Source organism: Luteibacter sp. W1I16 (genome assembly GCF_050434905.1).
Lineage (GTDB): Bacteria > Pseudomonadota > Gammaproteobacteria > Xanthomonadales > Rhodanobacteraceae > Luteibacter.
Map to the genome: position 1 here is coordinate 3,601,224 of NZ_JBNDJJ010000001.1, position 22,363 is coordinate 3,623,586.

Annotated in this window: 18 protein-coding genes; 13 read left to right on the forward strand and 5 right to left on the reverse strand. The window is 66.2% G+C overall.

Annotated features, from left to right (window positions below; genetic code table 11):
- The first annotated feature begins 68 nt into the window (after positions 1–68).
- From QFZ41_RS15795 to QFZ41_RS15835, 9 genes are all read left to right on the forward strand, one after another.
- Positions 69–1,781, forward strand: a complete 1,713-nt coding sequence (locus QFZ41_RS15795) for a methyl-accepting chemotaxis protein (protein ID WP_429199616.1) — start codon at positions 69–71, stop codon at positions 1,779–1,781.
- A gap of 3 nt (positions 1,782–1,784) precedes the next feature.
- Positions 1,785–2,660: a CheR family methyltransferase gene (locus QFZ41_RS15800; protein ID WP_429199617.1), complete on the forward strand. Its 876-nt coding sequence runs from the start codon at positions 1,785–1,787 to the stop codon at positions 2,658–2,660.
- A complete protein-coding gene (gene cheD, locus QFZ41_RS15805) occupies positions 2,657–3,316 on the forward strand; it encodes a chemoreceptor glutamine deamidase CheD (RefSeq protein ID WP_429199618.1) in 660 nt (219 codons plus the stop codon). The genes QFZ41_RS15800 and cheD overlap by 4 nt, the downstream gene beginning before the upstream one ends.
- 58 nt (positions 3,317–3,374) lie before the next feature.
- Positions 3,375–4,472 carry a protein-glutamate methylesterase/protein-glutamine glutaminase gene (locus tag QFZ41_RS15810; protein WP_429199619.1) on the forward strand — a complete coding sequence of 366 codons (1,098 nt, stop codon included), beginning with the start codon at positions 3,375–3,377 and terminating at the stop codon, positions 4,470–4,472.
- Between the two features lie 16 nt (positions 4,473–4,488).
- A complete protein-coding gene (locus QFZ41_RS15815) occupies positions 4,489–5,667 on the forward strand; it encodes a methyl-accepting chemotaxis protein (protein WP_429199620.1) in 1,179 nt (392 codons plus the stop codon).
- Between the two features lie 11 nt (positions 5,668–5,678).
- Entirely contained in the window at positions 5,679–5,984 is a 306-nt protein-coding gene (locus QFZ41_RS15820; RefSeq protein ID WP_429199621.1) for an STAS domain-containing protein, read from the forward strand.
- Positions 5,985–6,445: 461 nt separating this feature from the next.
- Positions 6,446–8,002, forward strand: coding sequence for a collagen-like triple helix repeat-containing protein (locus QFZ41_RS15825; RefSeq protein WP_429199622.1), 1,557 nt, complete (start codon positions 6,446–6,448; stop codon positions 8,000–8,002).
- A 104-nt stretch (positions 8,003–8,106) separates the two neighbouring features.
- On the forward strand, positions 8,107–9,771 hold the full coding sequence (locus QFZ41_RS15830; protein WP_429199623.1) for a ShlB/FhaC/HecB family hemolysin secretion/activation protein: 1,665 nt from the start codon (positions 8,107–8,109) through the stop codon (positions 9,769–9,771).
- A gap of 67 nt (positions 9,772–9,838) precedes the next feature.
- The gene (locus tag QFZ41_RS15835) at positions 9,839–10,945 is read left to right on the forward strand and encodes a catalase family protein (RefSeq protein ID WP_429199624.1); all 1,107 of its coding nucleotides are present in this window, start codon (positions 9,839–9,841) and stop codon (positions 10,943–10,945) included.
- A 3-nt stretch (positions 10,946–10,948) separates the two neighbouring features.
- Here QFZ41_RS15835 and phbB read toward each other — a convergent pair whose 3' ends face one another.
- Together phbB and gluQRS are read right to left on the reverse strand one after the other, a co-directional pair.
- Positions 10,949–11,689 carry an acetoacetyl-CoA reductase gene (gene phbB / locus QFZ41_RS15840; RefSeq protein ID WP_306850686.1) on the reverse strand — a complete coding sequence of 247 codons (741 nt, stop codon included), beginning with the start codon at positions 11,687–11,689 and terminating at the stop codon, positions 10,949–10,951.
- Between the two features lie 56 nt (positions 11,690–11,745).
- Positions 11,746–12,627, reverse strand: coding sequence for a tRNA glutamyl-Q(34) synthetase GluQRS (gene gluQRS / locus QFZ41_RS15845; RefSeq protein ID WP_429199625.1), 882 nt, complete (start codon positions 12,625–12,627; stop codon positions 11,746–11,748).
- A gap of 196 nt (positions 12,628–12,823) precedes the next feature.
- Between gluQRS and htpX the strand changes: the two genes are divergently transcribed.
- The 4 genes from htpX (at position 12,824) to QFZ41_RS15865 (ending at position 17,406) form a co-directional block, all read left to right on the forward strand.
- A complete protein-coding gene (htpX, locus tag QFZ41_RS15850) occupies positions 12,824–13,714 on the forward strand; it encodes a protease HtpX (protein ID WP_429199626.1) in 891 nt (296 codons plus the stop codon).
- A 175-nt stretch (positions 13,715–13,889) separates the two neighbouring features.
- Complete coding sequence (htpG, locus tag QFZ41_RS15855; RefSeq protein WP_429199627.1) at positions 13,890–15,755, forward strand: molecular chaperone HtpG; 1,866 nt, start codon at positions 13,890–13,892, stop codon at positions 15,753–15,755.
- 307 nt (positions 15,756–16,062) lie between these two features.
- The gene (locus QFZ41_RS15860) at positions 16,063–16,968 is read left to right on the forward strand and encodes an AEC family transporter (protein ID WP_429199628.1); all 906 of its coding nucleotides are present in this window, start codon (positions 16,063–16,065) and stop codon (positions 16,966–16,968) included.
- A 39-nt stretch (positions 16,969–17,007) separates the two neighbouring features.
- Positions 17,008–17,406 (forward strand): RNA-binding S4 domain-containing protein, encoded by a 399-nt coding sequence (locus QFZ41_RS15865; RefSeq protein WP_429199629.1) that lies wholly within the window; start codon positions 17,008–17,010, stop codon positions 17,404–17,406.
- A gap of 192 nt (positions 17,407–17,598) precedes the next feature.
- On the opposite strand, the gene mutS is transcribed toward QFZ41_RS15865, so the two are convergent.
- The 3 genes from mutS to QFZ41_RS15880 form a co-directional block, all read right to left on the reverse strand.
- Positions 17,599–20,184, reverse strand: a complete 2,586-nt coding sequence (mutS, locus tag QFZ41_RS15870; RefSeq protein ID WP_429199630.1) for a DNA mismatch repair protein MutS — start codon at positions 20,182–20,184, stop codon at positions 17,599–17,601.
- A 264-nt stretch (positions 20,185–20,448) separates the two neighbouring features.
- Positions 20,449–21,741 carry an XVIPCD domain-containing protein gene (locus QFZ41_RS15875; protein WP_429199631.1) on the reverse strand — a complete coding sequence of 431 codons (1,293 nt, stop codon included), beginning with the start codon at positions 21,739–21,741 and terminating at the stop codon, positions 20,449–20,451.
- 42 nt (positions 21,742–21,783) lie between these two features.
- Positions 21,784–22,326, reverse strand: coding sequence for a hypothetical protein (locus QFZ41_RS15880; protein ID WP_429199632.1), 543 nt, complete (start codon positions 22,324–22,326; stop codon positions 21,784–21,786).
- Positions 22,327–22,363: the final 37 nt, after the last annotated feature.

Genomic DNA, 22,363 nt, shown 5'->3' on the forward strand with positions numbered 1-22,363 from the left:
GGCGGCCACGGCCAGCCGGTATGTAATGCCCGGTTAGCCTTTGCCGCACTTTGCCGATTGGAATCGTGATGAAGAAGTTCAAGTTCAAAGTTCCCGCCCTGACCGTCCGCGGCCGCCTCTACGGCGTGCTCGGTTTGCTCACGCTCATGCTCCTGGGTGGCGCGGCCGTCGGCCTGGGTGCGATGCACTTCCAGAACGAAGGCATGCGCCAGATCTACGAGGAGGAACTGGTTCCTTCCGAGATGCTGACCCGCATCAACACGAACTCGCTGATGTCCTTCATCGTGCTGGGCGAGGCCGCGGCGAAGGTCGGCAATCCCGACCAGGTGAAGCAGAAGGTCGCCGAGTTCCAGAAGTACCAGGCCGACATGGATGCCACCAAGGCCGAGTTCCTGAAGATTCCGATGTCCGCCGACATCAAGAAGCTCTACGACAAGTGGCAGGCGACGAACGCCGACTACGCCCAGGCGAAGTCGGACATGGTCGACGCGTTGAACCAGGGCGACCAGGGTGCGTCCGACGTACTGGAACTCCAGGTCCGTCCGCTGCTGATGGATCGCCAGAACCAGCTGACCAAGGTGGTCGAAGCCAAGCGTGACGAGGCGGCCGCCATCTACGCCAAGGAGAGCGCGCAGTACAAGACTGTTCGTGCCCTCAGCATCGCGTCGCTCGCCATCGGTCTGTTCGTCTGCCTTCTGATCGCCGTGCTGGTGATCCGCTCGATCATACGCACCCTGGCGCAGACGGTGAACGTCGCGCACGAGATCGCCGAAGGCAAGCTGGGCCACGACATCCAGGTCACCCGCAGCGACGAACTCGGCCAGTTGCAGGCCGCGTTCCGTGCGATGGACGAGCGCCTCAGCGCCATCGTCTCGGAAGTCCGCCATGGCTCCGGTTCGGTCAGCACGGCCGCGCAACAGATTTCGCGCGGCAACGACGACCTCTCGCAGCGCACCCAGGAACAGGCCTCCAGCCTGGAGGAAACCGCCTCGTCGATGGAGGAAATGACCTCCACGGTGAAGCAGAACGCCGAGAACGCCAGCCATGCCAACCAGCTGGCCCGTGGCGCCCGCGAACAGGCCGAGCGCGGTGGCGAGGTCGTCGCGCAGACGGTCGTCGCCATGCGCGAGATCAACAGCTCGAGCAAGAAGATTTCCGACATCGTCAGCCTGATCGACGAGATCGCCTTCCAGACCAACCTGCTGGCGCTCAACGCCGCCGTGGAAGCGGCGCGCGCGGGTGAGCAGGGCCGTGGCTTCGCCGTCGTGGCGACCGAGGTGCGCAACCTCGCCGGCCGTTCGGCGAATGCCGCCAAGGAGATCAAGGGCCTCATCAACGACAGCGCGAGCAAGGTCAAGACCGGTTCCGAGCTGGTCGACCAGTCCGGCAAGGCCCTGGCCGAGATCGTCGAGAGCGTGAAGAAGGTGACCGACATCGTCGCCGAGATCGCCGCCGCCAGTTCGGAGCAGTCGGCAGGCATCGACCAGGTGAACCACGCCGTGCTGCAGATGGACGAGATGACCCAGCAGAACGCCGCGCTGGTCGAGGAATCGGCCGCGGCCGCCCGTGCGATGCACGAGCAGGCCACCGAACTCAGCCGTCAGGTCGCCTTCTTCCAGATCGCGGGACAGGCCTCGGCCAAGCCGGCGGGCAAGGGTGTCCGCAAGGACGTCGCCAAGGAAGAAATGGAAACCGTGTTCGCCGCCGTGCGCAGCGCGCCGGCCCCGCGTGCCCCGCGTCCGGCGGAATCCGCCGACGCCGGCGCGTGGAAGGAGTTCTGATCGATGAACGCGCTCGTCAACAACGGCGATACCGTCGGGCTGGCGAGCGCGACGGGGCCGAATCTCGGCGAAGCGGAATTCACCTTCCTCCGCGAATTCGTGCTTCAGCACTGCGGTATCTCGCTCGGCGAACACAAGCGCCAACTGGTTCAGGGTCGACTGCTGCGCCGGCTTCGCGCCCTGGGTCTCTCCGGCTTCGCCGGTTACTGCGACCTGCTGCGCCGCGATCCCGCTTCCGAGCTCGGCGAGCTGGCCAGTTGCATCAGCACGAACGTCACTTCGTTCTTCCGCGAGATGCACCATTACGACATGCTGGTGGACGAACTCCTGCCACGCTGGCTGGAGGAGAAGCGGGGCGGTGGCCGCCTGCGTATCTGGTCCGCGGGTTGCTCCACGGGCGAAGAGCCGTATGCCATCGCCATGGTCCTCGCCGAGGCACTCGAACGCACCGGCGCCAACGTCGACGCGAAGATCCTCGCCACCGACCTTTCGCCGCAGGCCCTCGAAGCCGCGCGCAAGGGCATGTACGCGATCGACCGCCTTGGCGGTGTGAGCGATGCCCGGCGCAAGCGCTGGTTCCTGCGCGGTGAAGGTGCGTACGACGGTTATGCGCTGGTGCATCCGCGCCTGCGCGAACTGGTCTCCATCCAACCGTTGAACCTGCTGCACGAGTGGCCGATGCAGGGCAAGTTCGACGCGATCTTCTGCCGCAACGTCGTCATCTACTTCGACAAGCCGACGAAGCAGCGCCTGTTTTCCCGTTATGCCGGCATGCTGGAAAGCCGCGGCTACCTGTTCCTCGGTCACTCGGAATCCATGTACGGACTGTCCGAGGACTTCGACCTGATCGGCCGGACGGTCTACCGGAAGCGTACATGAGCGACACGTTCGTCGTACAACCGCGAACCTTCCAGGGCTTCGATCCGAAGAGCGTGCTGCCGGGATTCGAGCACGTGCGCCGGTTCTGGGACCCGGCGCAGGAAGTGGTCACGGTGAAGATCCTGCCGGGCGAGTATTACGTCAGCACGCAGGAAGAAATGATTTCCACGGTATTGGGTTCGTGCGTTTCGGCCTGCGTGCGCGACGTGCGGCGCCGCATCGGTGGCATGAACCACTTCATGCTGCCCGAGCCGGCGGGCGAGCGAGACGGCTGGAGTTCCACCGTCGGCCGCGCGGCGCGCTACGGCAACGACGCCATGGAACAACTGATCAACGCCATCCTCAAGGCCGGCGGCAAGCGTGACGATCTCGAAGTGAAGATCTTCGGCGGCGGCCGCGTGCTCGCCACCATGACCGACATCGGCCAGCGCAACATCGCCTTCGTGCAGCGCTATATCGCCACGGAGAAGTTGAAACTGTGCGCGGCCGACGTGGGCGATATCTATCCGCGCCAGGTCCAGTTCTTCCCGGTGAGCGGCAAGGTCCGCGTGCGCCAGTTGCGCTCCACGCATGACCACAGCCTGGCCGATCGCGAGAAACGATACCTCAAGCGATTGGCCGACGATCCGATAAAGGGAGAGGTGGAGTTGTTCTGACGCGTGCCGTCGGGGGGCCTCGCCTCATCTTCGTTCCACCACCGAGTTGCAAGAGCCCATGCAGAAAGTACGTGTTCTCATCGTCGACGATTCGGCCCTGGTGCGTAAGGTGCTGTCGACCATGCTCGAGTCCGATCCGGGCATCGAGGTGGTCGGCACCGCCGCGGACCCGCTGATCGCCCGCGACAAGATCAAGCAACTCAATCCCGACGTGCTCACGCTCGACGTCGAGATGCCGCGCATGGACGGCCTGACCTTCCTCGACAACCTGATGCGCCTTCGCCCGATGCCCGTGGTGATGGTGTCGACGCTGACCGAGCGGGGCGCCGACGTGACCCTGCGTGCACTGGAACTGGGCGCGGTGGATTTCTTCACCAAGCCCGCGGCTGACCTGGCCAATACCTTCATGGAGCATGCGCCGGAGATCTGCGCCAAGGTGCGGCTCGCCGCTGGAGCCAAGCCTCGTGAGCGTGCCGCCGTGGTCAAGCTCGACGTCGCGCCGCGCCTTTCCGCCGATGCGGTGCTGCCGCGCGCGCAGACGGCGGGCAGCCGTGGTGGCACGCGGATCATCGCCATCGGCGCATCCACGGGCGGCACCGAGGCGATTCGTGTCGTGCTCGAGGCCATGCCGCCCACGGCACCGCCCATCGTCATCACCCAGCACATCCCGGCGGCTTTCAGCGGCCCGTTCGCGGCGCGCATGGATTCGTGCTCCGCGATGCGCGTATGCGAAGCCCGCGACGGCCAGCCGATCCAGCCGGGGCATGCGTACATCGCGCCCGGCAGCCAGCACCTGCTGGTGATGTGGGACGGCGCGCGCCACGTTTGCCGCCTGCACGATGGTCCGCCGGTGAACCGGCACAAGCCGGCCGTGGATGTGTTGTTCCGCTCCATGGCGGCCAGCGTCGGCGCCGCCACCATCGGTTGCCTGCTCACCGGCATGGGTGACGATGGCGCGCGTGGCCTGGGCGAGCTCAAGGAAATCGGTGCGCCGACCCTGGTCCAGGACGAAGCCAGTTCCGTGGTCTGGGGCATGCCCGGCGCCGCGTGGAAGGCGGGCGCCGCCAGTGAGATGTTGCCGCTAGACGCCATCGCCGCGCGCCTGCTCGCGCTTGCCAATACCCCCGTGCCCGCCGCCGCCCGCGTCGGCACCTGAACAACGAGACGTCATCATGTTGATCCCGAAGAACGAACACTCCGTCGGCTTCACCGCCAGTGCGATCGCGCTGGTACTGGTCCTGGTGTTCCATTCGGCCTGGGTCGCCCCGGTCGTGGTGGCCCTCCTGACCGCGACCTGGATCGCGATCAGCCTGCGTTCCGCCCCTGTGCCCGAAGTGGAAGTGGTGCTGAGCAGCCACGCCAGCGACGAAGCGTCGGTACGCGAAGCGATGGAAGACGTCCGCAGCGCCATCGTCGACGAACTCGGCCATGCCAGCCGCGAACTCAACCAGGCACTCGACCTTCTGCGCGATGCGGTGGCTGAACTGGGCGGTGGTTTCAACGGCCTCTCGCACAAGACCGGCAAGCAGCAGAAGCTGCTCAGCGAAATCATCGAGGGCGGCGGCAAGGGCATTTCGGTGCGGGACTTCGCCGACCGCACCGCCGGTCTGCTAGAACACTTCGTCGGCCTGATCGTGCAGTTGTCCCGGGAGAGCCTGCGCATCGTCTATCGCATCGACGGCATGGCGAAGGAAATGGACGCGGTGTTCGCGCTGCTGAAGAACGTCAACACGATCGCGGAAGAAACCAACCTGCTGGCGCTGAATGCGGCGATCGAAGCCGCGCGCGCCGGCGAGTCCGGCCGGGGTTTCGCGGTGGTGGCCGGCGAGATCCGCAACCTCGCCCAGCACAGCAACCAGTTCAACGAGAAGATCGGCACGCACGTGGAGCGTTCGCGCACGGCGATGGAGCAGCTGCGCGAGCTGGTCGGCCACATGGCGTCGCAGGACATGAACGTGGCGCTGTCCGCCAAGGGCGGCATCGACGAGATGATGGCGACCATCACCGAGTCCAATGCCCGCACCAGCGCGGCCGCCGACGAAGCCGCCTCGATCAACCGTGGCCTGGGCAACGACGTCTCCACGACGATCCGCTCCCTGCAGTTCGAGGACATCCTCAGCCAGTTGTTGCATCAGACCCGTTCGCGCCTGGTCGAACTCCAGGAAATCACCGCCGACTGCACCCGCGACATCGAGGAACTGGCCTGCGCGCCGTCCGACGCCAGCGAACTCGGCGCCCGCGCCCAGCGCGTCCGTTCCCGCCTGGCCGAGCAGCGTGAGCGCGCCCGCCTGCGCGCGCGCGGCCCCGCCCTCCAGCAGTCCATGGCTGCCGGCGACATCGACCTGTTCTGAGGAAAGCATCCATGGCCATCAACGTGCATCACGATACCGAACAGGGCTGCCTCACCCTTCACCTGGGCGAGCGCTTCGACTTCTCGATCCATCGCGCCTTCCACGACGCCTGCCTGGGCGATGTCAGCCCGGCACGCAGCTACGTGCTGGACCTGGAACAGGTCGTCGGCATGGATAGTTCCGCACTGGGCATGCTCATGCTCTTGCGTGAGCACGCGGGCGGCGACCGCGCGGAGATCCGCATCGTCAACGCGAGCGCCGACCTGCGCAACACCCTGCGCATCGCGGGCTTCGACAAGCTTTTCACCGTGCACTGAAACGGCATTTCGCCGGATACGGTTTCACGGAACGCCCCGGTTTGCCGGGGCGTTTTTTTATTTCCGCGTTTTCGGCTCCCTTCGCCCTCGCGTTGGTTAGGTGCGCGGCGAGTGGAGCTGCCGGGTGGGAAGCGGGCTCGCCCGCGATGCCTCGATTTTCGTGCTGGCGAACAGGCTTTGCGGTGAGGCTTGTCGCCGCTCGCTCGACTGCGGTGCATGGCCTCGTTCACTTGCCTGAGGGTGGCGAATCGCGGGCCAGCCCGCTTCCCACCCGCCAGCTCCCCCCGCCACCGCTTTTTGCCGAAAATTCATGGCGGAATACCCCCGGATTGCCGCTTTTGCGCACTTCGGCTGCCGGTCTGGGCGTCTCATGAGTACGGGTGTGACGAGGGTCACAGTCGATGTTCGGCTCCCATATGGCAGGGGGCACTACCCAGGGCGCATGCGCCCAAGGAGTGATCATGAGCGAGCAGAAATTCACGAAAATCCTTACCCGTACCTTGCTGGCGAGCTGCATCCTCGCCGCTTCGGTATCCATCACGGCGTGTAGCGGCCACGGCTCCACGCGGTCGGGAGGCGGTGCGGGCGGCGGCACGATCAACCCCGGCGGTGCGGGCGGGACGGGTGACGGCGGCGGCGACGGAGGCGGCGGAACCGGCGGAACCGGCGGAGGGACCGGTGGCGGCACGGGTGGTACCGGCGGAGGTACAGGCGGCACCGGTGGCGGCGGTGGCGGAACGGGTGGTGGTGGCACCGGCGGTGGTGGTGGTGGCACCGGCGGAGGTGGCGGTGGCACGGGTGGCGGCGGTGACGGCGGTGGTGGAGGCGGCGGCACAGGCACGCCCCCGCCCAGCAACGCCGTGGGCACGATCGCCACGGGAGCCGGCAATATCGTTTCCGCCATTGGCGGCGCGGTCTCCGGCATCGGCACGCAATTGCCTTCGACCACCATCCTCGGTGGCACGAGTGGCCTCACCGGTGGCGTCGGCAGTGCTGTCGATGGCCTAGGTGGCGCCGTGACCACCCTCGGCGACGGCATCAGCGATGGCCTCGGCCAGATCGGCAACACGTCCGATCCCATCGGTACGACCACGGACAGCCTCGGCAACGTCGTGGTCCAGGTGGGTGGCGCGGTGAACGACCTGGGCGGTGGCGTGAGCACCGTGGGAGCGGGTACCCCGATCACCCCGATCACGAGCGCCTTGGGCACCACGGTGTCCTTCGTCGGCTCGGGTGTCGAGCAGGTCGGCGGGAAGCTCGACGGCGTGCTGGAATCGTCGGCGGTAGGCTCGCTGACGCAGACCCTCAGCGATGTGGTGACGCCTATCGCCGGTGCCGTCGGTGACAGCACGTCGCCGGTTCCTTCGGGCAATCTCGTCGCCGCGGCGGGCAATGCCTCGGGCAGCCTGGTCGGCGGTGCGAGCACGGGCATTTCGAGCCTGGGCGCGAACCTTGCCGGTGCACCGGTGCCGGGCCAGTTGGGTGGGCTCACCTCGACCCTTGGCGGCACGGTGGAAAGTGCGGGCGGAGCACTCGCTCCGTTGAGCACGGGCCTGTCCTCGGGCCTGGGTACCGCCGCCCCGGGTGCGGGTAACACCGTGGGCACCACGCTCGCGGGTGCGACAGGCACGGTCGCCGCGTTGGGCAACACGGTGTCCGGTGTCGGTTCGGGCACGCTCGCACCACTGGCGCCGTTGACGACGACGCTGGGCGGTGCCGTGACGACCATCGGCAACGGTGCGACCGCGGCGGTCAACTCGGGCGGTGCGCTGTCCGGTGTCACCGGAGCCGTCAGCACGGTCGTCAACGGTGTCGCTGGCGTGACGGGTACCGGCGCGGCCGGCGGCGGAAGCACCGGTGGCACGGCTGGGCTCGGTGGCGTCGTTGGCGGCGTGACCAACACCGTGGGCGGTGTCGTCGGTGGCCTGGTTGGCGGCCTGACGGGTGGGGCCATCGGAGGCACGGCCGATGCCGATAATGGCGGCGCCTTGAAGGGCCTGTTCGGTAAGCGCCGCTAAGGCGGCAGCGGCGAAGGGTGGCGCGGATGCGCCACCCTTCGCGGCCTTCGGGCCACGTGCAGGGCGTTCGGCCCACGCCACGAGTCAGTCATCAGGGAGAGTCCATGAATCGATGGTTCGGCTGCCTTCTGGGCATGACCGTCGTGTGTTCCTCACAGGCGCAGGTACGCGCCCCCGCCAACCCTTTGCAGACCCTTCCCCGCACGGAGACGCCGCAGCAGGCACCGTCGGTGAAGGTCAACGTACAAGCGCCCACCCGGGCGCTGGAAGCCTTGCTCGCCACGCACCTGACACCCTCGCGTTTCGACGTGACCGGGGTGAAGTCGATACCCTTCGCCGAGGTCGCGGCCGTGTTCGCGCCAATGCGTGGCAAGGACACGACCGTCGGCGACCTGGTCGCGGCGGCCGATCGCGTCACCGCGATGTACAAGGCGCGTGGCTACGCCTTGTCGTTCGCGTTCGTGCCGAGCCAGACGCTCGCCGGTGGCGTGGTGAAGATCCAGGTCGTGGAAGGCTACGTCGCCAACGTGGATGTGCGCGGCGACGCGGGGAACCTGGAGCCGCGCATTCGCGCCATGGCCGCGCACATCGTCGGCGAGCGCCCGTTACGTCAGGAAACCTTCGAGCGCTACACGCAATTGCTCGGCCAGTTGCCGGGCCTGAAGGTCACCGCGAACGTGGCTCCGCCCACGACGACTGATGGTGCGACCAGGCTCGACCTGGACGTGAAGCGGCAACGCTACGACCTGACCTATGGCCTCGACTTCAACCATCCGGGCGTGCAGGGCGTGTTGTCCGTTCTCGAAAACGGTGCGACGCCCCTCGGCGAACAACTGAGTCTTTCCACATTGTTTCCCAACGGCGGCGGCCAGCGGCTTTATTCGGCGGCGTATCTCCAGCCGATCGGTTCCCGTGGCTGGCAGGCCAAGCTGGACGCCAGCCGTTACTGGGGACAGCCTGACACCGACGAGCAATTGCCGTCGTACCTCGATCACCGCTTGACCCAGGAGAGGCTCGCGCTTTCGGCGATCTATCCGCTGGTATTGAACAACACACAGCGGGTCAACCTCACGATGGGGATTTATGCGTCGCGCCAGGACGACCGCTATCGCAATGTCGACACCGGCGTGATGCTCGCCTTGCAATCGAGCGTTCGCGTGCTCAACGCGGAGCTGTCCTGGCTGAAGGTCGGTGAGAAGACGTCGCGACAGTTCGCGTTCGCCATCGCGCACGGGTTCGACGGGATGGGGGCGTATTCGAGGGCGGTGAGTAACATCGGCGTGCTGGGCATCGCCATGCCGGATGTCGCATTCACGCGCTATACCGCGAACTTCGGCTGGTCGAAGGAATGGGCGCACCGGTTCGGCACGGTGCTGCGCGGCACGGGCCAGTACAGCGACGATGCGCTCCCGTCGACGGAACAGATCAACTTCGGTGGCCCTTCGTTCGCCTATGCCTATGACCCCGGCGACGCGGCGGGCGATAGTGGCTGGGCTGTGTCCGCCGAGGCCAACCGCAGCTTCGTTTCGGGCGCGAAGTGGATCAAATCCGTCGTTCCTTATGTCGCGTACCAGACGGCGCGTGTCTACCTCAACGGGGCCCGTCCGCTGATCGACCGGCTGGATTCGGCTGCCGTCGGCGTGCGCGCCTCGGACAGCAAGCACTATTCCATCGACTTCGCCCTGGCGTGGCCGACCGGCGACAAACCGCCGGAAAGCAACGACCGGGACAAGCGCTGGAACCTCACGTTCAGCTACAAGCTCATGTAACGGCCACCCACCGAGCCTTCACGACAGCGGGGCCAAGATCGTGCGACCCAGCCGCGCGAGCCCCGCCATGCCCCTCTCCCTGCACCCGCCGCCGATCCATTTCGACGAGTCGCTGGAGCGCGTCGAGCCGGACGAGGCCGAAACCGTCGAGCAGTTGATCGAGACACTCACCCGGATCAACCAGACCACGCTGGAACACGACAAGCACGCGCACCGTTCCGTGCACGCCAAGAGCCATGCATTGCTTACCGGCGAACTGGTCGTGCCCGGCGACTTGCCCCGGGAACTCGCCCAGGGCATTTTCGCCCGGGAGGGGCGTTACCCACTGGTCATGCGCCTGTCGACCGTCCCGGGCGATATTCTCGACGACAGTGTCTCCACGCCGCGCGGGATGGCGGTGAAGATCATCGGCGTGGAAGGCGAACGCCTGCCGGGCAGCGAGGGCGACGTGACCCAGGACTTCGTCCTCGTCAACGGGCCGGTGTTTTCCGCCCCGAACGCGAAGCGCTTCGCCAGTTCGCTGAGGCTGGTCGCGGCCACGACCGACCGGGCCGAAGGCGCGAAGAAGGCGTTATCGGCGGTGCTGCGCGGCACCGAGCGTGTGATCGAGGCCTTCGGCGGCAGGAGCGCCACCTTGTTGAACCTGGGCGGCCAGCCGGAGACCCATCCTCTGGGCGACACCTATTACAGCCAGGCACCCCTGCGATTCGGCGACTACGTGGTGAAGCTGTCCATCGCGCCGCACTCGCCCAACCTCACCGCGCTCACCGACGCCGAACTCAACGTCAACGGCAAGCGCAACGGGTTGCGCGAGGCGATGGTGGAGCATTTCGCCAGCCAGGGCGGTGAATGGGAGGTGCGCGTGCAGTTCTGCACCGACCCGGAAACCATGCCGATCGAAGATGCGTCAGTGGCGTGGCCGGAAGAGAAAAGCCCCTACATCGACGTGGCGCGCATCGTGCTGCCGCCCCAGCCGGCGTGGAACGCCGTCCGGCGCGCGGCGATCGACGATGGCCTCGCCTTCAGTCCCTGGCACGGCATCGCCGCGCACCGCCCGCTCGGTTCCGTGATGCGTGCGCGCCGCGTGGCGTACAAGGTGATGGCGAGGTTCCGGGCACACCACAATGGGGTGACGATCCGCGAGCCACGTTCGATGACGGACTTGCGGATCTAGCCGTCACCAGCCCATGTAGTGCCCGCCGTTGATGGCGAGGTTGGACCCGGTGATCCAGCTGGATTCCTCGGCGGTGAGGAAGGCCACGGCGTGCGCGATTTCCTCGGGCCTGCCCAATCTGCCGACGGGGATCTGCGCGACGATCTTCGCGCGGATGTCCTCGGGCACGGCCATCACCAGGTCGGTGCCGACATAGCCCGGCGAGACGGTGTTCACGGTGATGCCGAAACGCGCGTTTTCCTGTGCCAGCGAAATGGTGAAGCCGTGCACGCCCGCCTTGGCCGCCGCGTAGTTGGCCTGGCCGTACTGTCCCTTCTGCCCGTTGATCGAGCTGATCTGGACGATGCGTCCCCACTGCCGGGAGCGCATGCCTTCGATCACCGGGCGGGTGACGTTGAAGCAGGCGTTGAGGTTGGTGTTCACCACCTCGGTCCACTGCTGGTAATCCATCTTGTGGAAGGTGGTGTCGCGGGTGATGCCGGCGTTGTTGACCAGGATCTCGACCGGACCGGCGAGGTCTTCCACCGCGCGGATCATGGCTTCCGCCGAAACGGGGTCGGAGACGTCGCCCGGCACCATCACCACGTCGATGCCATCGCGGATCATGTCTTCGCGCCAGGCGGCGGCGCGGGCCTCGTCGCGGTAGTTCGTGGCGACCCGGTGGCCCTGCCGGGCAAGGTAGCGCACGATCGCCGTACCGATGCCGCCCGTGCCGCCGGTCACCAGTGCCGTGCGCTGCGTGATGCCTTGCTTCATCCTCGCCTGATTCCTGTGATGGCCCGTCGCCGGGCAAACGATTCTTATAACGTCGGGCTGGGGGTAAGGCTACTGCGGCGTAGCGCCGCAGGTTCGAATCCGTTCAGAGCGCCGCGCAGCAGGCTGGCCGGGCCGGTCGCGCCGGCGGGCGCTTCGACGCCTAGCCGTCCAAGCGCGTGGCGCAGCGCGGGCAGCGGGTCGGCGGGGTCCACGGGCAGCGCGGCCGTCGACTTGGACAGCTTGCGTCCCTCGTCATCGAGGACCAGGGGCAGGTGCAGGTAGCCCGGAAGCGGCAGCCCGAGCAGGCGCTGCAAGTAGATCTGCCGGGCGGTCGAATCGAGCAGGTCGGCGCCGCGTACCACGTGCGTCACGCCTTGTTCGCCGTCGTCGATCACGCAGGCGAGCTGGTAGGCCCAGAAGCCCTCGACCCGGCGGATCACGAAATCACCCGCGACCTCGCGCAGGTTTTCCTCCTGGGGACCCTGCAGGTCATCGTGCCAGCGGATCGTCAGGTCGGGCGACCGCAGGCGCCAGGCGGCGGGTCGCGCCGGGTCGGGCGGTGCGACGCAGCGGCCATCGCGATGGATGCCGCCATGGTCGGCCAGGTCGGAACGGCTGCACCAGCAGGGGAAGACGTGCCCGTCGTGGCGGAGCCTGTCGAAGGCGGCTTCGTAAAGGTCGCCCCTGAGCGACTGGTAGACCGGTGGCCGGTCGGGCGACAGGCCGAAGGCGTCAAGGGTCGAGAGGATCGCGGCGGCCGATCCGGGAACCTCGCGTGGTGGATCGATGTCTTCGATGCGCACGAGCCATTCGCCTCCGGCGTGGCGCGCGACCAGCCAACTACCCACCGCGGCCACGAGCGAGCCGAAATGCAGGGCGCCGGAGGGAGAGGGCGCGAAGCGTCCGCGGTAGCGTTGGTGTGTCATCGGGAAGCGGGTTGAGAGGTTTCTCATTAGCCGTACGGCGCCGGGTGCACAGTTTAGGCGATGCCGGTATCCGGCCACCCGCTCCGGGACGCCTTTCCGTTGGGAGCCGGGGCCTCCGGCATTGAATGTTCAGCGTTCGCCCCGAAAACTTGTACCAGGCGGCGCCATACGCCAGCCGCCATGAGAGAGACAAGCCATGTTCAAACGTATTGCTTTGTTCGTCGCGACCAACCTCGCGGTCATCGTCCTGCTCACCAGCGTCTGTCATGTGCTGGGGATCGACCAGTGGGCCGCCCAGCGCGGCATGGGGATCGGCGGCCTGATCGTCTTCGCCTCCGTGTTCGGCATGGGCGGCGCCTTCGTGTCCCTGGCCATCTCCAAGTGGATGGCGAAGATGTCCACCGGCGCCAAGGTCATCACCGAGCCGCGCAACGAGTCCGAGCGCTGGCTGCTCGAGACCGTGCGCCGCCATGCCGAGAAGGCCGGCATCGGCATGCCCGAGGTGGCGGTGTACGACGCCCCTGAAATGAACGCCTTCGCCACTGGCATGAGCCGTAACAACGCCCTGGTGGCGGTGAGCACCGGGCTTCTCCAGCAGATGGACCGCGAGCAGGTCTCGGCCGTGCTCGGCCACGAGATCGGCCACGTCGCCAACGGCGACATGGTCACCCTGACCCTCATCCAGGGTGTGCTCAACACCCTGGTGATCGTGCTGGCGCGCGTGGTCGGCCGCGTCGTCGACAGCTGGCTCAGCGGTGGCCGCGATCGCGACGGCGAGGGCGGCATGGGCTACTTCGTGGTGGTGATGGTCCTGCAGATCGTGTTCGGCCTGTTCGCCTCGATCATCGTCATGTGGTTCTCGCGCTGGCGCGAATTCCGCGCCGACGCGGCCGGCGCCAACCTGGCCGGCCGGGCCTCGATGATCTCGGCCCTGCAGCGCCTGTCGGCCAACCATGGCGACACGTCGCTGCCGCAGACGATCCAGGCCTTCGGTATTTCCGGACACCTGGCCACGGGCCTGAAGCGCCTGTTCATGAGCCATCCGCCGATCGAGGAGCGGATCGCCGCGTTGCAGAACGCACGCTGAGGCTAGCCGATCGCCGACAGGGTCGGCTCCCACCAAAGCCCTGGTGGGAGCCGGCCCTGTCGGCGATCTGGGCGCGGGGCGCCCGGCCAGGAAGTCCCACCGCCCGGCCTCCCTTTTTTCGGCCCCGCCCCGCCCACATAATCCGGTGTCTGTCCCACCTTGAAGGAACGGCACCGTGAGCCAGGAAACCCGTAAGTTCGAAGCCGAAGTCGCCCAGGTCCTGCATCTGGTCACTCACTCCCTCTACTCGCACAAGGAAATCTTCCTTCGCGAGCTGATCTCCAACGCCTCCGACGCCTGCGACAAGCTGCGGTTCGAAGCGCTGGCCGATCCCAGCCTCACCGATGGCGATGCCGACCTGCGCATCCAGGTCAGCTGGGATCCGGAGGCGCGAATCATCAGCGTCCGCGACAACGGCATCGGCATGAGCCGGGACGAGGTCGTCGCCAATATCGGCACGATCGCCAGCTCCGGCACCCGGCGTTACCTGGAAGCGCTTTCCGGCGAACAGAAAGCCGACGCCCGCCTGATCGGCCAGTTCGGCGTAGGCTTCTACTCCGCCTTCGTCGTGGCCGACAAGGTCACCGTGATCACCCGTCGCGCCGGCCTGCCCGCCGTCGAGGGCGTCCGCTGGGAAAGTGACGGCAAGGGCGAGTACAGCCTCGAAGACACCAACGTCACCGAGCGCGGCACCACCGTGGTGTTGCACCTGAAGGCCGACGAGGACGAGTTCCTCAAGGCCTGGACGCTGCGTAGCGCCATAACCAAGTATTCCGACCACGTGGCCTTCCCGATCCGCATGCCGGCCGAAAAGGACGGCAAGCCGGACCCGACCGAGTGGACGACGATCAACTCGGCGTCCGCCTTGTGGTCGCGTCCGAAGAGCGAGATCACCGACGAGGAATACCAGAACTTCTACAAGGCGCTCGGCCACGATTTCAACGATGCGCTGGCCTGGACGCATAACCGCGTCGAAGGCAACCAGAGCTACACGACGCTGCTCTACGTGCCCGAGCAGCCGCCGTTCGACCTGATGATGGGCGGACGCGACGAACGCAAGGGGCTGAAGCTCTACATCAAGCGCGTCTTCATCATGGACGCCGCCGAAGAACTCCTGCCGAACTACCTGCGCTTCGTCCGTGGTGTCGTCGATGCCGACGACCTGCCGCTCAACGTGAGCCGGGAAATCCTCCAGCAGAACCGCCAACTCGAGCGGATCAAGAGCGCCTGCGTGAAGCGCGTGCTCGACCTGCTCGAGAAGATCTCGCGCGACGAGCCGGAGAAGTTCGCCACCTTCCTCGCTGGCTTCGGCAATACGCTGAAGGAAGGCATCGTCGAGGACACGGCGAACCGCGAACGCATCGCCAAGCTGCTGCGCTTCGCTTCCACGAAGGGCGAAGGTTCGGCGAAGACGGTTTCCTTCGACGACTACATCGGCCGCATGGCGGTGGGGCAGGACACCATCTGGTACGTCACCGCCGATAGCTACGCGGCCGCCGCCGGCAGCCCGCAGCTCGAAGCGCTGAAGGCCAAGGACATCGAGGTCCTCCTGATGTCCGATCGCGTGGACGAGTGGATGCTCGGTTACCTGACGGAATACGAAGGCAAGCGCCTGCGCAACGTCGCCAAGGGCGAGTTCCCGCTGGACGAAGCCGACAAGGCGAAGCAGGAAGCGGCCGCCGCCGAGGCTGCACCGTTGCTGGAACGCACGAAGAAGCTGCTCGGCGATCGCGTGGGCGATGTGCGTGTCTCCGCTCGCCTCACCGATTCGCCCTCGTGCCTGGCATTGGCCGACTTCGACCTGGCCCCGCACCTCGCACGCCTGTTGCGCGAAGCCGGCCAGGATGTGCCGGAGTCGAAGGCCGTGCTGGAACTCAATCCGGAGCATCCGCTGGTGAAGCGGCTGGCTGGCGAGAGCGATGAGGCCAAGGCCGGCGATATCGCGGGGTTATTGCTAGAGCAGGCGGAGATCACCGCTGGCGCGCAGCTGGCCGATCCGGCGGCGTTCGTGCAGCGGATGAATCGCGTGTTGCTGGGTTAGTCGCGGCGAATCGCCGACAGGGTCGGCTCCCACCAGGCAGCCAAGCTCCCTCCAAGTCGCGGGACTTGCTTGGTGGGATCTGGCTTGGTGGGAGCCGACCTTGTCGGCGATCCCGCGGCAGCGGGCCAGGTAGCGGCAAGCACCCATCGCCGCTGAAGCGGCTCCCACAGATAAGCAGGGCCTTTTTTGTAAGCAGGGTCCTTGTCAGTAGGGCCCCTTGTAAGCAGGGTCCTCACCATCAGGGCCCTCGTAAGCAAGGCCTTGCACGAATGACAGCCCGCAGCAGCCACTGCTATCGTCGCCGTCCATGTCCGCCTTGCTGATCCTCTTCGTCTGCCTCGCCCTCGGCATGCTTTGCCGGCGCTTCGTCGCGCTTCCCGACGGGATCGTGCCCGGGATCAACTGGTGGGTGCTGAATATCGCGCTGCCTGCATTGGTGCTGGCGCTCGTGCCGAAGGTGACGGTTGATGCGCAGCTGTGGTTTCCGGTCGCGGGCATGTACGTGACCTTCTTCGGCGCATGGGCCGTGTTCGCCACGCTGGGCAAGGTCCTCGCGTGGTCGCCGCACCGTGTCGGCTGCCTGACCCTCGTCTGCGGGCTCGGCAATACCTCGTTCATGGGTTATCCGATGATGGAGGCCCTGCACGGCAAGGCGGGGCTTTCGATCGCCGTGATCGCCGACCAGCTCGGATGTTTTCCGCTGCTGGCCGCCGGGGGCATCGTCGTGGCGTCGATCTACTCCGGGAGGGGTGCGAGCTTCTCCGCGATCGCTCGTCGCGTGCTGACCTTCCCGGCGTTCCTTGCGCTGGTGGCTGGCGTGCTAGTGGGCCTGGCCGGCGGCTGGCCGGAAGCGGTGGAGAAGTTATTGCTGCAGATCGGTCAGACGCTGACGCCACTGGCTCTGTTTTCCGTCGGTCTGCAATTCAGCCTGCATCTGCGTCGAGAGCAGATCGGACCGTTGCTCGCAGGGCTTGGCTGGAAGCTCCTGTTGGCCCCCTTGGCAGCGTTGGGCATCGGTCTGGCCGCCGGCGTTGGGGGCGTGACGCTCACGGTCGGAGTTCTCCAGGCCGCCATGGCGCCGATGATTTCGGCGGCGATCCTCGCCGACCAGTATGGATTGGAGCCACGCTTGGCCAATACCGTGCTCGGTGCAGGCATCCTGCTGTCCCTGGTGACAATTCCGGTGGGCAATCTGTTCCTGCCGGCAGGATGAAGCCTTGGGAACGCACGGGCACGACCATACCCTCTGCGCATGACCGATCCGACGACTTCTCCGGGTGTACGCGCCGATGTGTGGCTTTGGGCCGCACGCTTCTTCAAGACCCGCAGCCTGGCCAAGCAGGCGATCGACGGTGGCAAGGTGGAACTCAACGACGCGACGTGCAAGCCCGCCAAGCTGGTGCACGTGGGTGACACGCTTCGGGTCAACCGGGGCGAGGAGCGCTTGACGTGCATGGTAACGGCGCTTTCGGAAAAGCGCGGACCGGCATCCGAAGCGCAGAAGCTCTATACGGAAACGGAAGAAAGCATCGCCGAACGTGCGCGCCGGAAAGAGGATCGCCGCCTCACGGGCGGTGCGCTGCTGCGCCCTGACTCACGTCCGGACAAGCATGCTCGGCGTCTGATCCAGGACCTGAAGAAGTCCCTCTGATCCAAAGCCCCGGGAAAAACCGCCCCCCGATTCCTTACCCGGGCTGCTGACTCGGGTAGGGAAGGGGGACGCCACGGGACCGGAAGATGGAGAGTCATAGGGCCCCGTGAAAGCGGCCTGGAAACTATAGGTAGCGCCGCCGGCTTAGGGAATTCGTTTGTTCGAATCGAACCGATAGTGCCGCCCTATGGTTCATCGCAGCATTTTCCGCAGCTTGTAGAGCTGGTCGAGCGCTTCGCGCGGCGACAGGTCGTCCGGATCGACCGCCCGCAGCGCTTCCTCCACGGGGGATGGCAGCGGCGGTGCGAACAACCCCATCTGCGGCGTCGCGGCAGGCGGTGTCACGACGGCGGCCGTGACTTCGTGTCCCTGTTCCAGCGCGGACAGATAACGGCGCGCATCCGCGATCACGGACTTGGGCAATCCCGCCAAGGCGGCCACCTGCAAGCCGAAGCTGCGGTTTGCCGGGCCGTCCTTGACCGTGTGCATGAAGACCAGCTGTTCGCCGTACTCGACGGCATCGAGGTGGACGTTCGCGATGGTCGGGAATTCGCCCGCCAGCTCGGTGAGTTCGAAGTAATGCGTGGCGAACAAGGTGAATGCGCAGCTGGTGGCGGCCAGATGGACGGCCGCGGCGCGTGCCAGCGAGAGGCCGTCGTAAGTGCTGGTGCCGCGGCCGACTTCGTCCATCAACACGAGGCTGCACTCGGTGGCGTTGTGCAGGATGTTCGCCGTCTCGCTCATCTCCACCATGAAGGTGGACTGGCCGCGCGACAGGTCGTCACCCGCTCCGATGCGGGTGAAGATGCGATCGATCGGCCCGATGGTGGCGGCCGATGCGGGCACGTAGCTGCCCACGTGCGCGAGCAGCACGATCAATGCGTTCTGGCGCATGTACGTGGACTTGCCGCCCATGTTCGGACCGGTGATCACCAGCATGCGACGGTTCTTGTCGAGCGCGAGGTCGTTGGGCTCGAAGGGCTCGTCGCGAACCTTCTCGACGACGGGGTGGCGCCCGCGTTCGATGCGGATGCCGGGCACATCGGTCAATGCCGGTGCGGCCCAGTCGAGCGTCTCGGCGCGTTCGGCGAGATTGGCCAGCACGTCCAGTTCGGCCATCGCGGCGGCGGCGGTTTTCAGTTCGGGCAGGTGTTCGATCAGCTTGTCGAGTAGCAGCTCGTACAGGGCCCGCTCGCGCATCAGGGAGCGTTCCTTCGCGGACAGCACCTTGTCCTCGAACTGCTTCAGTTCCTCGGTGATGTAGCGCTCGGCGTTCTTCGTGGTCTGCCGGCGCGTGTAGTGTTGCGGGGCTTTCTCCGCCTGTGCCTTGGTGATTTCGATGTAATAGCCGTGGACCCGGTTGTAGCCGACCTTCAGTGTCGAAATGCCGCTGGCGGCTTTCTCGCGTTCCTCCATGTCGACCAGGAACTGGTCGGCGTTGGTGGAAAGACGGCGCAGTTCGTCCAGTTCCTCGTCGTAGCCTTCGGCGAGCACGCCGCCGTCGCGAAGCAGCACGGGCGGCTGTTCGACGATGGCGCGAGCGAGCAGGGCGGCGGTCTCGGCGTGGTCGCCGATGCGTTCGACGAGGCCGTGCAGCAAGGGGCTGTCGATGCCGGCGATGTCGTCGCGCAGGCCGGGGGCCGCGGCGAGACCATCGCGCAGCGTGGAAAGGTCGCGCGGGCGTGCCGAGCGCAAGGCCACGCGGGCCAGGATGCGTTCGAGGTCGCCGATGCCGCGCAGGCGCTCGCGCAACGTCGCGTGACGGCGTGCGTCGATGAGGCTGCCGATCGCCTGGTGGCGGCCACGCAGCACGTGGCGGTCGCGCAGCGGACGGTTGAGCCAGCGGCGCAGCAGGCGTGCGCCCATGGGCGTCACCGTCTCGTCGAGTACGCCCAGCAAGGTGTTCTCGACGTTGCCGCTCTGATGCGTGTCGATCTCCAGGTTGCGCCGCGTGGCGGCGTCCATGGCGATGGTCTCGCCCGCGTTCTCCACCGCCATGCCCGTGAGATGGGGCAGGGCGCTCTTCTGGGTTTCCTCGACGTAGCCGAGCAGGCAGCCGGCCGCGGCGATCGCCAGGGGCATGCCATCCACGCCGAAGCCGAGCAGGTCTCGGGTCTTGAAGAAGCGGCACAATTCACGCGTGGCCGCATCGCCATCGAAGTGCCACGGCTGGCGCTTGCGCAGGCCCGGCAGGGAGGACACGAGCTTCGGCCAGGCCACGTCCTCGCCGACCAGCGTTTCGGCGGGCTGCAAGCGGGCCAGCTCGGCGGCGAGCCCTTCGGCCGACGATACTTCGGTGAGCAGGAAACGGCCGGTGGAGAGATCCACCCACGCCAGACCGTAGCCCTTTGGGCCGGCGGCGATGGAAAGCAGCAGGTTGTCGCGGCGCTCTTCCATCAGCGCCGCATCGGTCACGGTCCCTGGGGTGACGATGCGCACGACCTCGCGTTTGACCGGCCCCTTGGACGTGGCCGGATCGCCGATCTGCTCGCACAGCGCCACCGACTCGCCCAGCCTCACCAGCCGCGCCAGGTAATTTTCCACGGCGTGGTAAGGCACGCCCGCCATGGGAATCGGGGCACCGGCCGACTGGCCGCGTTGGGTGAGGGTGATGTCGAGCAACCGCGCCGCCTTACGCGCATCGTCGTAGAACAGCTCGTAGAAGTCGCCCATCCGGAAGAACAGGAGGATGTCCGGATGCTCGGCCTTCGCCGCGAGGTACTGGCGCATGAAGGGCGTATGCCCGGCGGCCGCCGAGATGTCTTCTGCTAAAGCCATGATTTTCCGAGATCGATCGATAGAGGCGGGCCGGTGCCGGCACGCTGGCCGTACATGATAAGCGACGTCGGGCGGGCTTGCCGGTGGCGGCCACCGCGCCGGGGGGCTGACCTGAGCGCGGATTCCACGCGATGGTGGCCGTACTGTCTGTCAGGGAGCCAAAAGGAGGTATGCCATCGATCGAGAAGAATCGCCCATCCGACACGAATTGAGGGTTCTGTTGCCGTGAGGGAGCCGCCCCCTTGCGAGGCGGCTCCTTCGGTCTTACACGCGCAACGTACCCTGTTGCTGGCCTTGCACCTGCGTTTCGGCGTGCTGTTGTGCCTGAGCTTGTGTCTGGCTCTGCGGCATGGCTTCCGCGCTGCTCTGCGCAAGCGGCGTCCGTGTGGCCTGGAGCACGTCGACTTCGGCGACCTGCTTGAACGGCGACTTCGAATCGCCCTGCATGGCGTAGGCCCTGCTGGCATCGTCGCTGAGCGCCACGTGGTCGATCCGTTGCATGCCATTCGCTACGGCAGCCGCCGTGAGTGAGCCGGCGATCATGCTCGTATGCGGTCCGGAAACCCGCCCATGCTGGGCATCGAGACGCTGGACGCCATCGAGTGCCTGGCGGTACAAGCCGTTCGACGGATGATTGACGTCGTCGAGCGAAGGAGCTCCGGCGTGTGGGGCGGCTTTGCCGGTATCCGGTGCGGTGGGCGGGACATTCTGCCGTTGCGGTGTCTGCTCCAGCGCTTTCAGCGTGGCCGGTCCTACCACGCCGTCCACCTTCAAGTGGTGGTCAGCCTGGAAGCGCTCGATGGAGAGGCGGGTTTCCTTACCGGCATGGCCATCGACCTTCAGAGGATGGCCCGCCGAATCAGTGTAGCCATGGGCATTGAGCAGCGTCTGCACATGCTCCGTCTTTTCCTTGCTCATGCCGTGCGAGGCCTTCGCGGTGGTGGGCATCGCTTCGGGGCCCCCGGGCTTGTAACCTTTCTCGATGGCGTTCTGCCACGCCTCGGCTGCGTTCCTGCGCGCGCCGAGACCGTTGTGGCCACCGTTGATGTCCTTGCATGCGGCGTCCACGTCGGTCTGGTGACCGTTGGCCTGGACGCGATCCTTCCAGTACTGGATGGCGATCTTCGCGGCCACCTCCTTGTCTTCCGCGAGCTCGGGATGATTCACGAGATCGAGTCCCAGTTCCTTGCCCATCTTCTCGTAGCCGGCGCGGCCGGTGAGCTGCACATAGCCGCGACCATGGAAGGTCCAACCGTCTCCCGGCTCCGTATTGCCGAGATTCTTCTTGCCCCAGGCTCCGCCATAGATTTCGTTGGCGATAGCCTCGGGGCCACCCGCTGCGATCTTGTTGGCCTCGGCAAGCGTATTCATGCCGTTGCGGCCGGGGAACACCTCGAGGAGACGGCTACCGGAGTAGCCGAGGCCTTCGGTCATGCGGGAATAGCCTCCCGACTCGACCTGCATCTGGCCCATGAAATTGCTCAGTTCCTTGGGGTCTGTAATACCCGCCTTCATGGCGGCGTCCATCAGATAGTCGGCGTTTTCTTTCGCGGACATGGTGTAACTCCTGGCTAATGAAAGGAAGGATTCGAGACGCGGTCAGCGTGTGGGAATCCCGTTTTTCTCGATCGCGGGGTCGCTCTTCCATTTGAGCGTCGCGTCGATGAGTGCGTCTTCATCCGTGTCGGTGACCTTGCCGGCCTGGCAGGTACTTTGCTTCACCGGCTTGGCCTGGCCGTCCTTCAAGACGACCAGACCGCCGTCCTGCAAGTTGTTGGAGCCCGACACGGAATAGACGACGTACTTGAAACCGGCGTTCGTGAAGGCATAGGCGTAACCCCCGGTATTGCCGGCGAATGTCAGATGCGTGCGCGTGAACTCACCCTCGTTGCCCGTGGCCGGGTAGGTCATTTCGGGTTTCGCCGCGTCACGGCCATAGGCGTAGTAGAAGCGTCCGCCACCGTGAGCCACGTCTCCCGCGGCGCACAGGGAGACGGTCTTGGTGCTGCCCGCGAGGGGGCAGGAAAACACGACCTGGTCGGACTTGCCGCACATATTGGCCGGTGCGGTAGCTGCCAAGGTGGTTGCCGGAAGGGCGGCGGTTGCGGCGATCACTAATAGTGCTTTTGCGGCAGGTTTCATGAGACGACTCTGTTCAGTGGAAGGAAAACAGCAGGTG

Excerpts from the sequence above, each read along its gene's own strand:
- QFZ41_RS15795 (WP_429199616.1), top strand. The coding sequence starts at position 69 with ATGAAGAAGTTCAAGTTCAAAGTTCCCGCCCTGACCGTCCGCGGCCGC.
- QFZ41_RS15800 (WP_429199617.1), top strand. The coding sequence starts at position 1,785 with ATGAACGCGCTCGTCAACAACGGCGATACCGTCGGGCTGGCGAGCGCG.
- cheD (WP_429199618.1), top strand. The coding sequence starts at position 2,657 with ATGAGCGACACGTTCGTCGTACAACCGCGAACCTTCCAGGGCTTCGAT.
- QFZ41_RS15810 (WP_429199619.1), top strand. The coding sequence starts at position 3,375 with ATGCAGAAAGTACGTGTTCTCATCGTCGACGATTCGGCCCTGGTGCGT.
- QFZ41_RS15815 (WP_429199620.1), top strand. The coding sequence starts at position 4,489 with ATGTTGATCCCGAAGAACGAACACTCCGTCGGCTTCACCGCCAGTGCG.
- QFZ41_RS15820 (WP_429199621.1), top strand. The coding sequence starts at position 5,679 with ATGGCCATCAACGTGCATCACGATACCGAACAGGGCTGCCTCACCCTT.
- QFZ41_RS15825 (WP_429199622.1), top strand. The coding sequence starts at position 6,446 with ATGAGCGAGCAGAAATTCACGAAAATCCTTACCCGTACCTTGCTGGCG.
- QFZ41_RS15830 (WP_429199623.1), top strand. The coding sequence starts at position 8,107 with ATGAATCGATGGTTCGGCTGCCTTCTGGGCATGACCGTCGTGTGTTCC.
- QFZ41_RS15835 (WP_429199624.1), top strand. The coding sequence starts at position 9,839 with ATGCCCCTCTCCCTGCACCCGCCGCCGATCCATTTCGACGAGTCGCTG.
- gluQRS (WP_429199625.1), bottom strand. The coding sequence starts at position 12,627 with ATGACACACCAACGCTACCGCGGACGCTTCGCGCCCTCTCCCTCCGGC.
- htpX (WP_429199626.1), top strand. The coding sequence starts at position 12,824 with ATGTTCAAACGTATTGCTTTGTTCGTCGCGACCAACCTCGCGGTCATC.
- QFZ41_RS15860 (WP_429199628.1), top strand. The coding sequence starts at position 16,063 with ATGTCCGCCTTGCTGATCCTCTTCGTCTGCCTCGCCCTCGGCATGCTT.
- QFZ41_RS15865 (WP_429199629.1), top strand. The coding sequence starts at position 17,008 with ATGACCGATCCGACGACTTCTCCGGGTGTACGCGCCGATGTGTGGCTT.
- mutS (WP_429199630.1), bottom strand. The coding sequence starts at position 20,184 with ATGGCTTTAGCAGAAGACATCTCGGCGGCCGCCGGGCATACGCCCTTC.
- QFZ41_RS15875 (WP_429199631.1), bottom strand. The coding sequence starts at position 21,741 with ATGTCCGCGAAAGAAAACGCCGACTATCTGATGGACGCCGCCATGAAG.
- QFZ41_RS15880 (WP_429199632.1), bottom strand. The coding sequence starts at position 22,326 with ATGAAACCTGCCGCAAAAGCACTATTAGTGATCGCCGCAACCGCCGCC.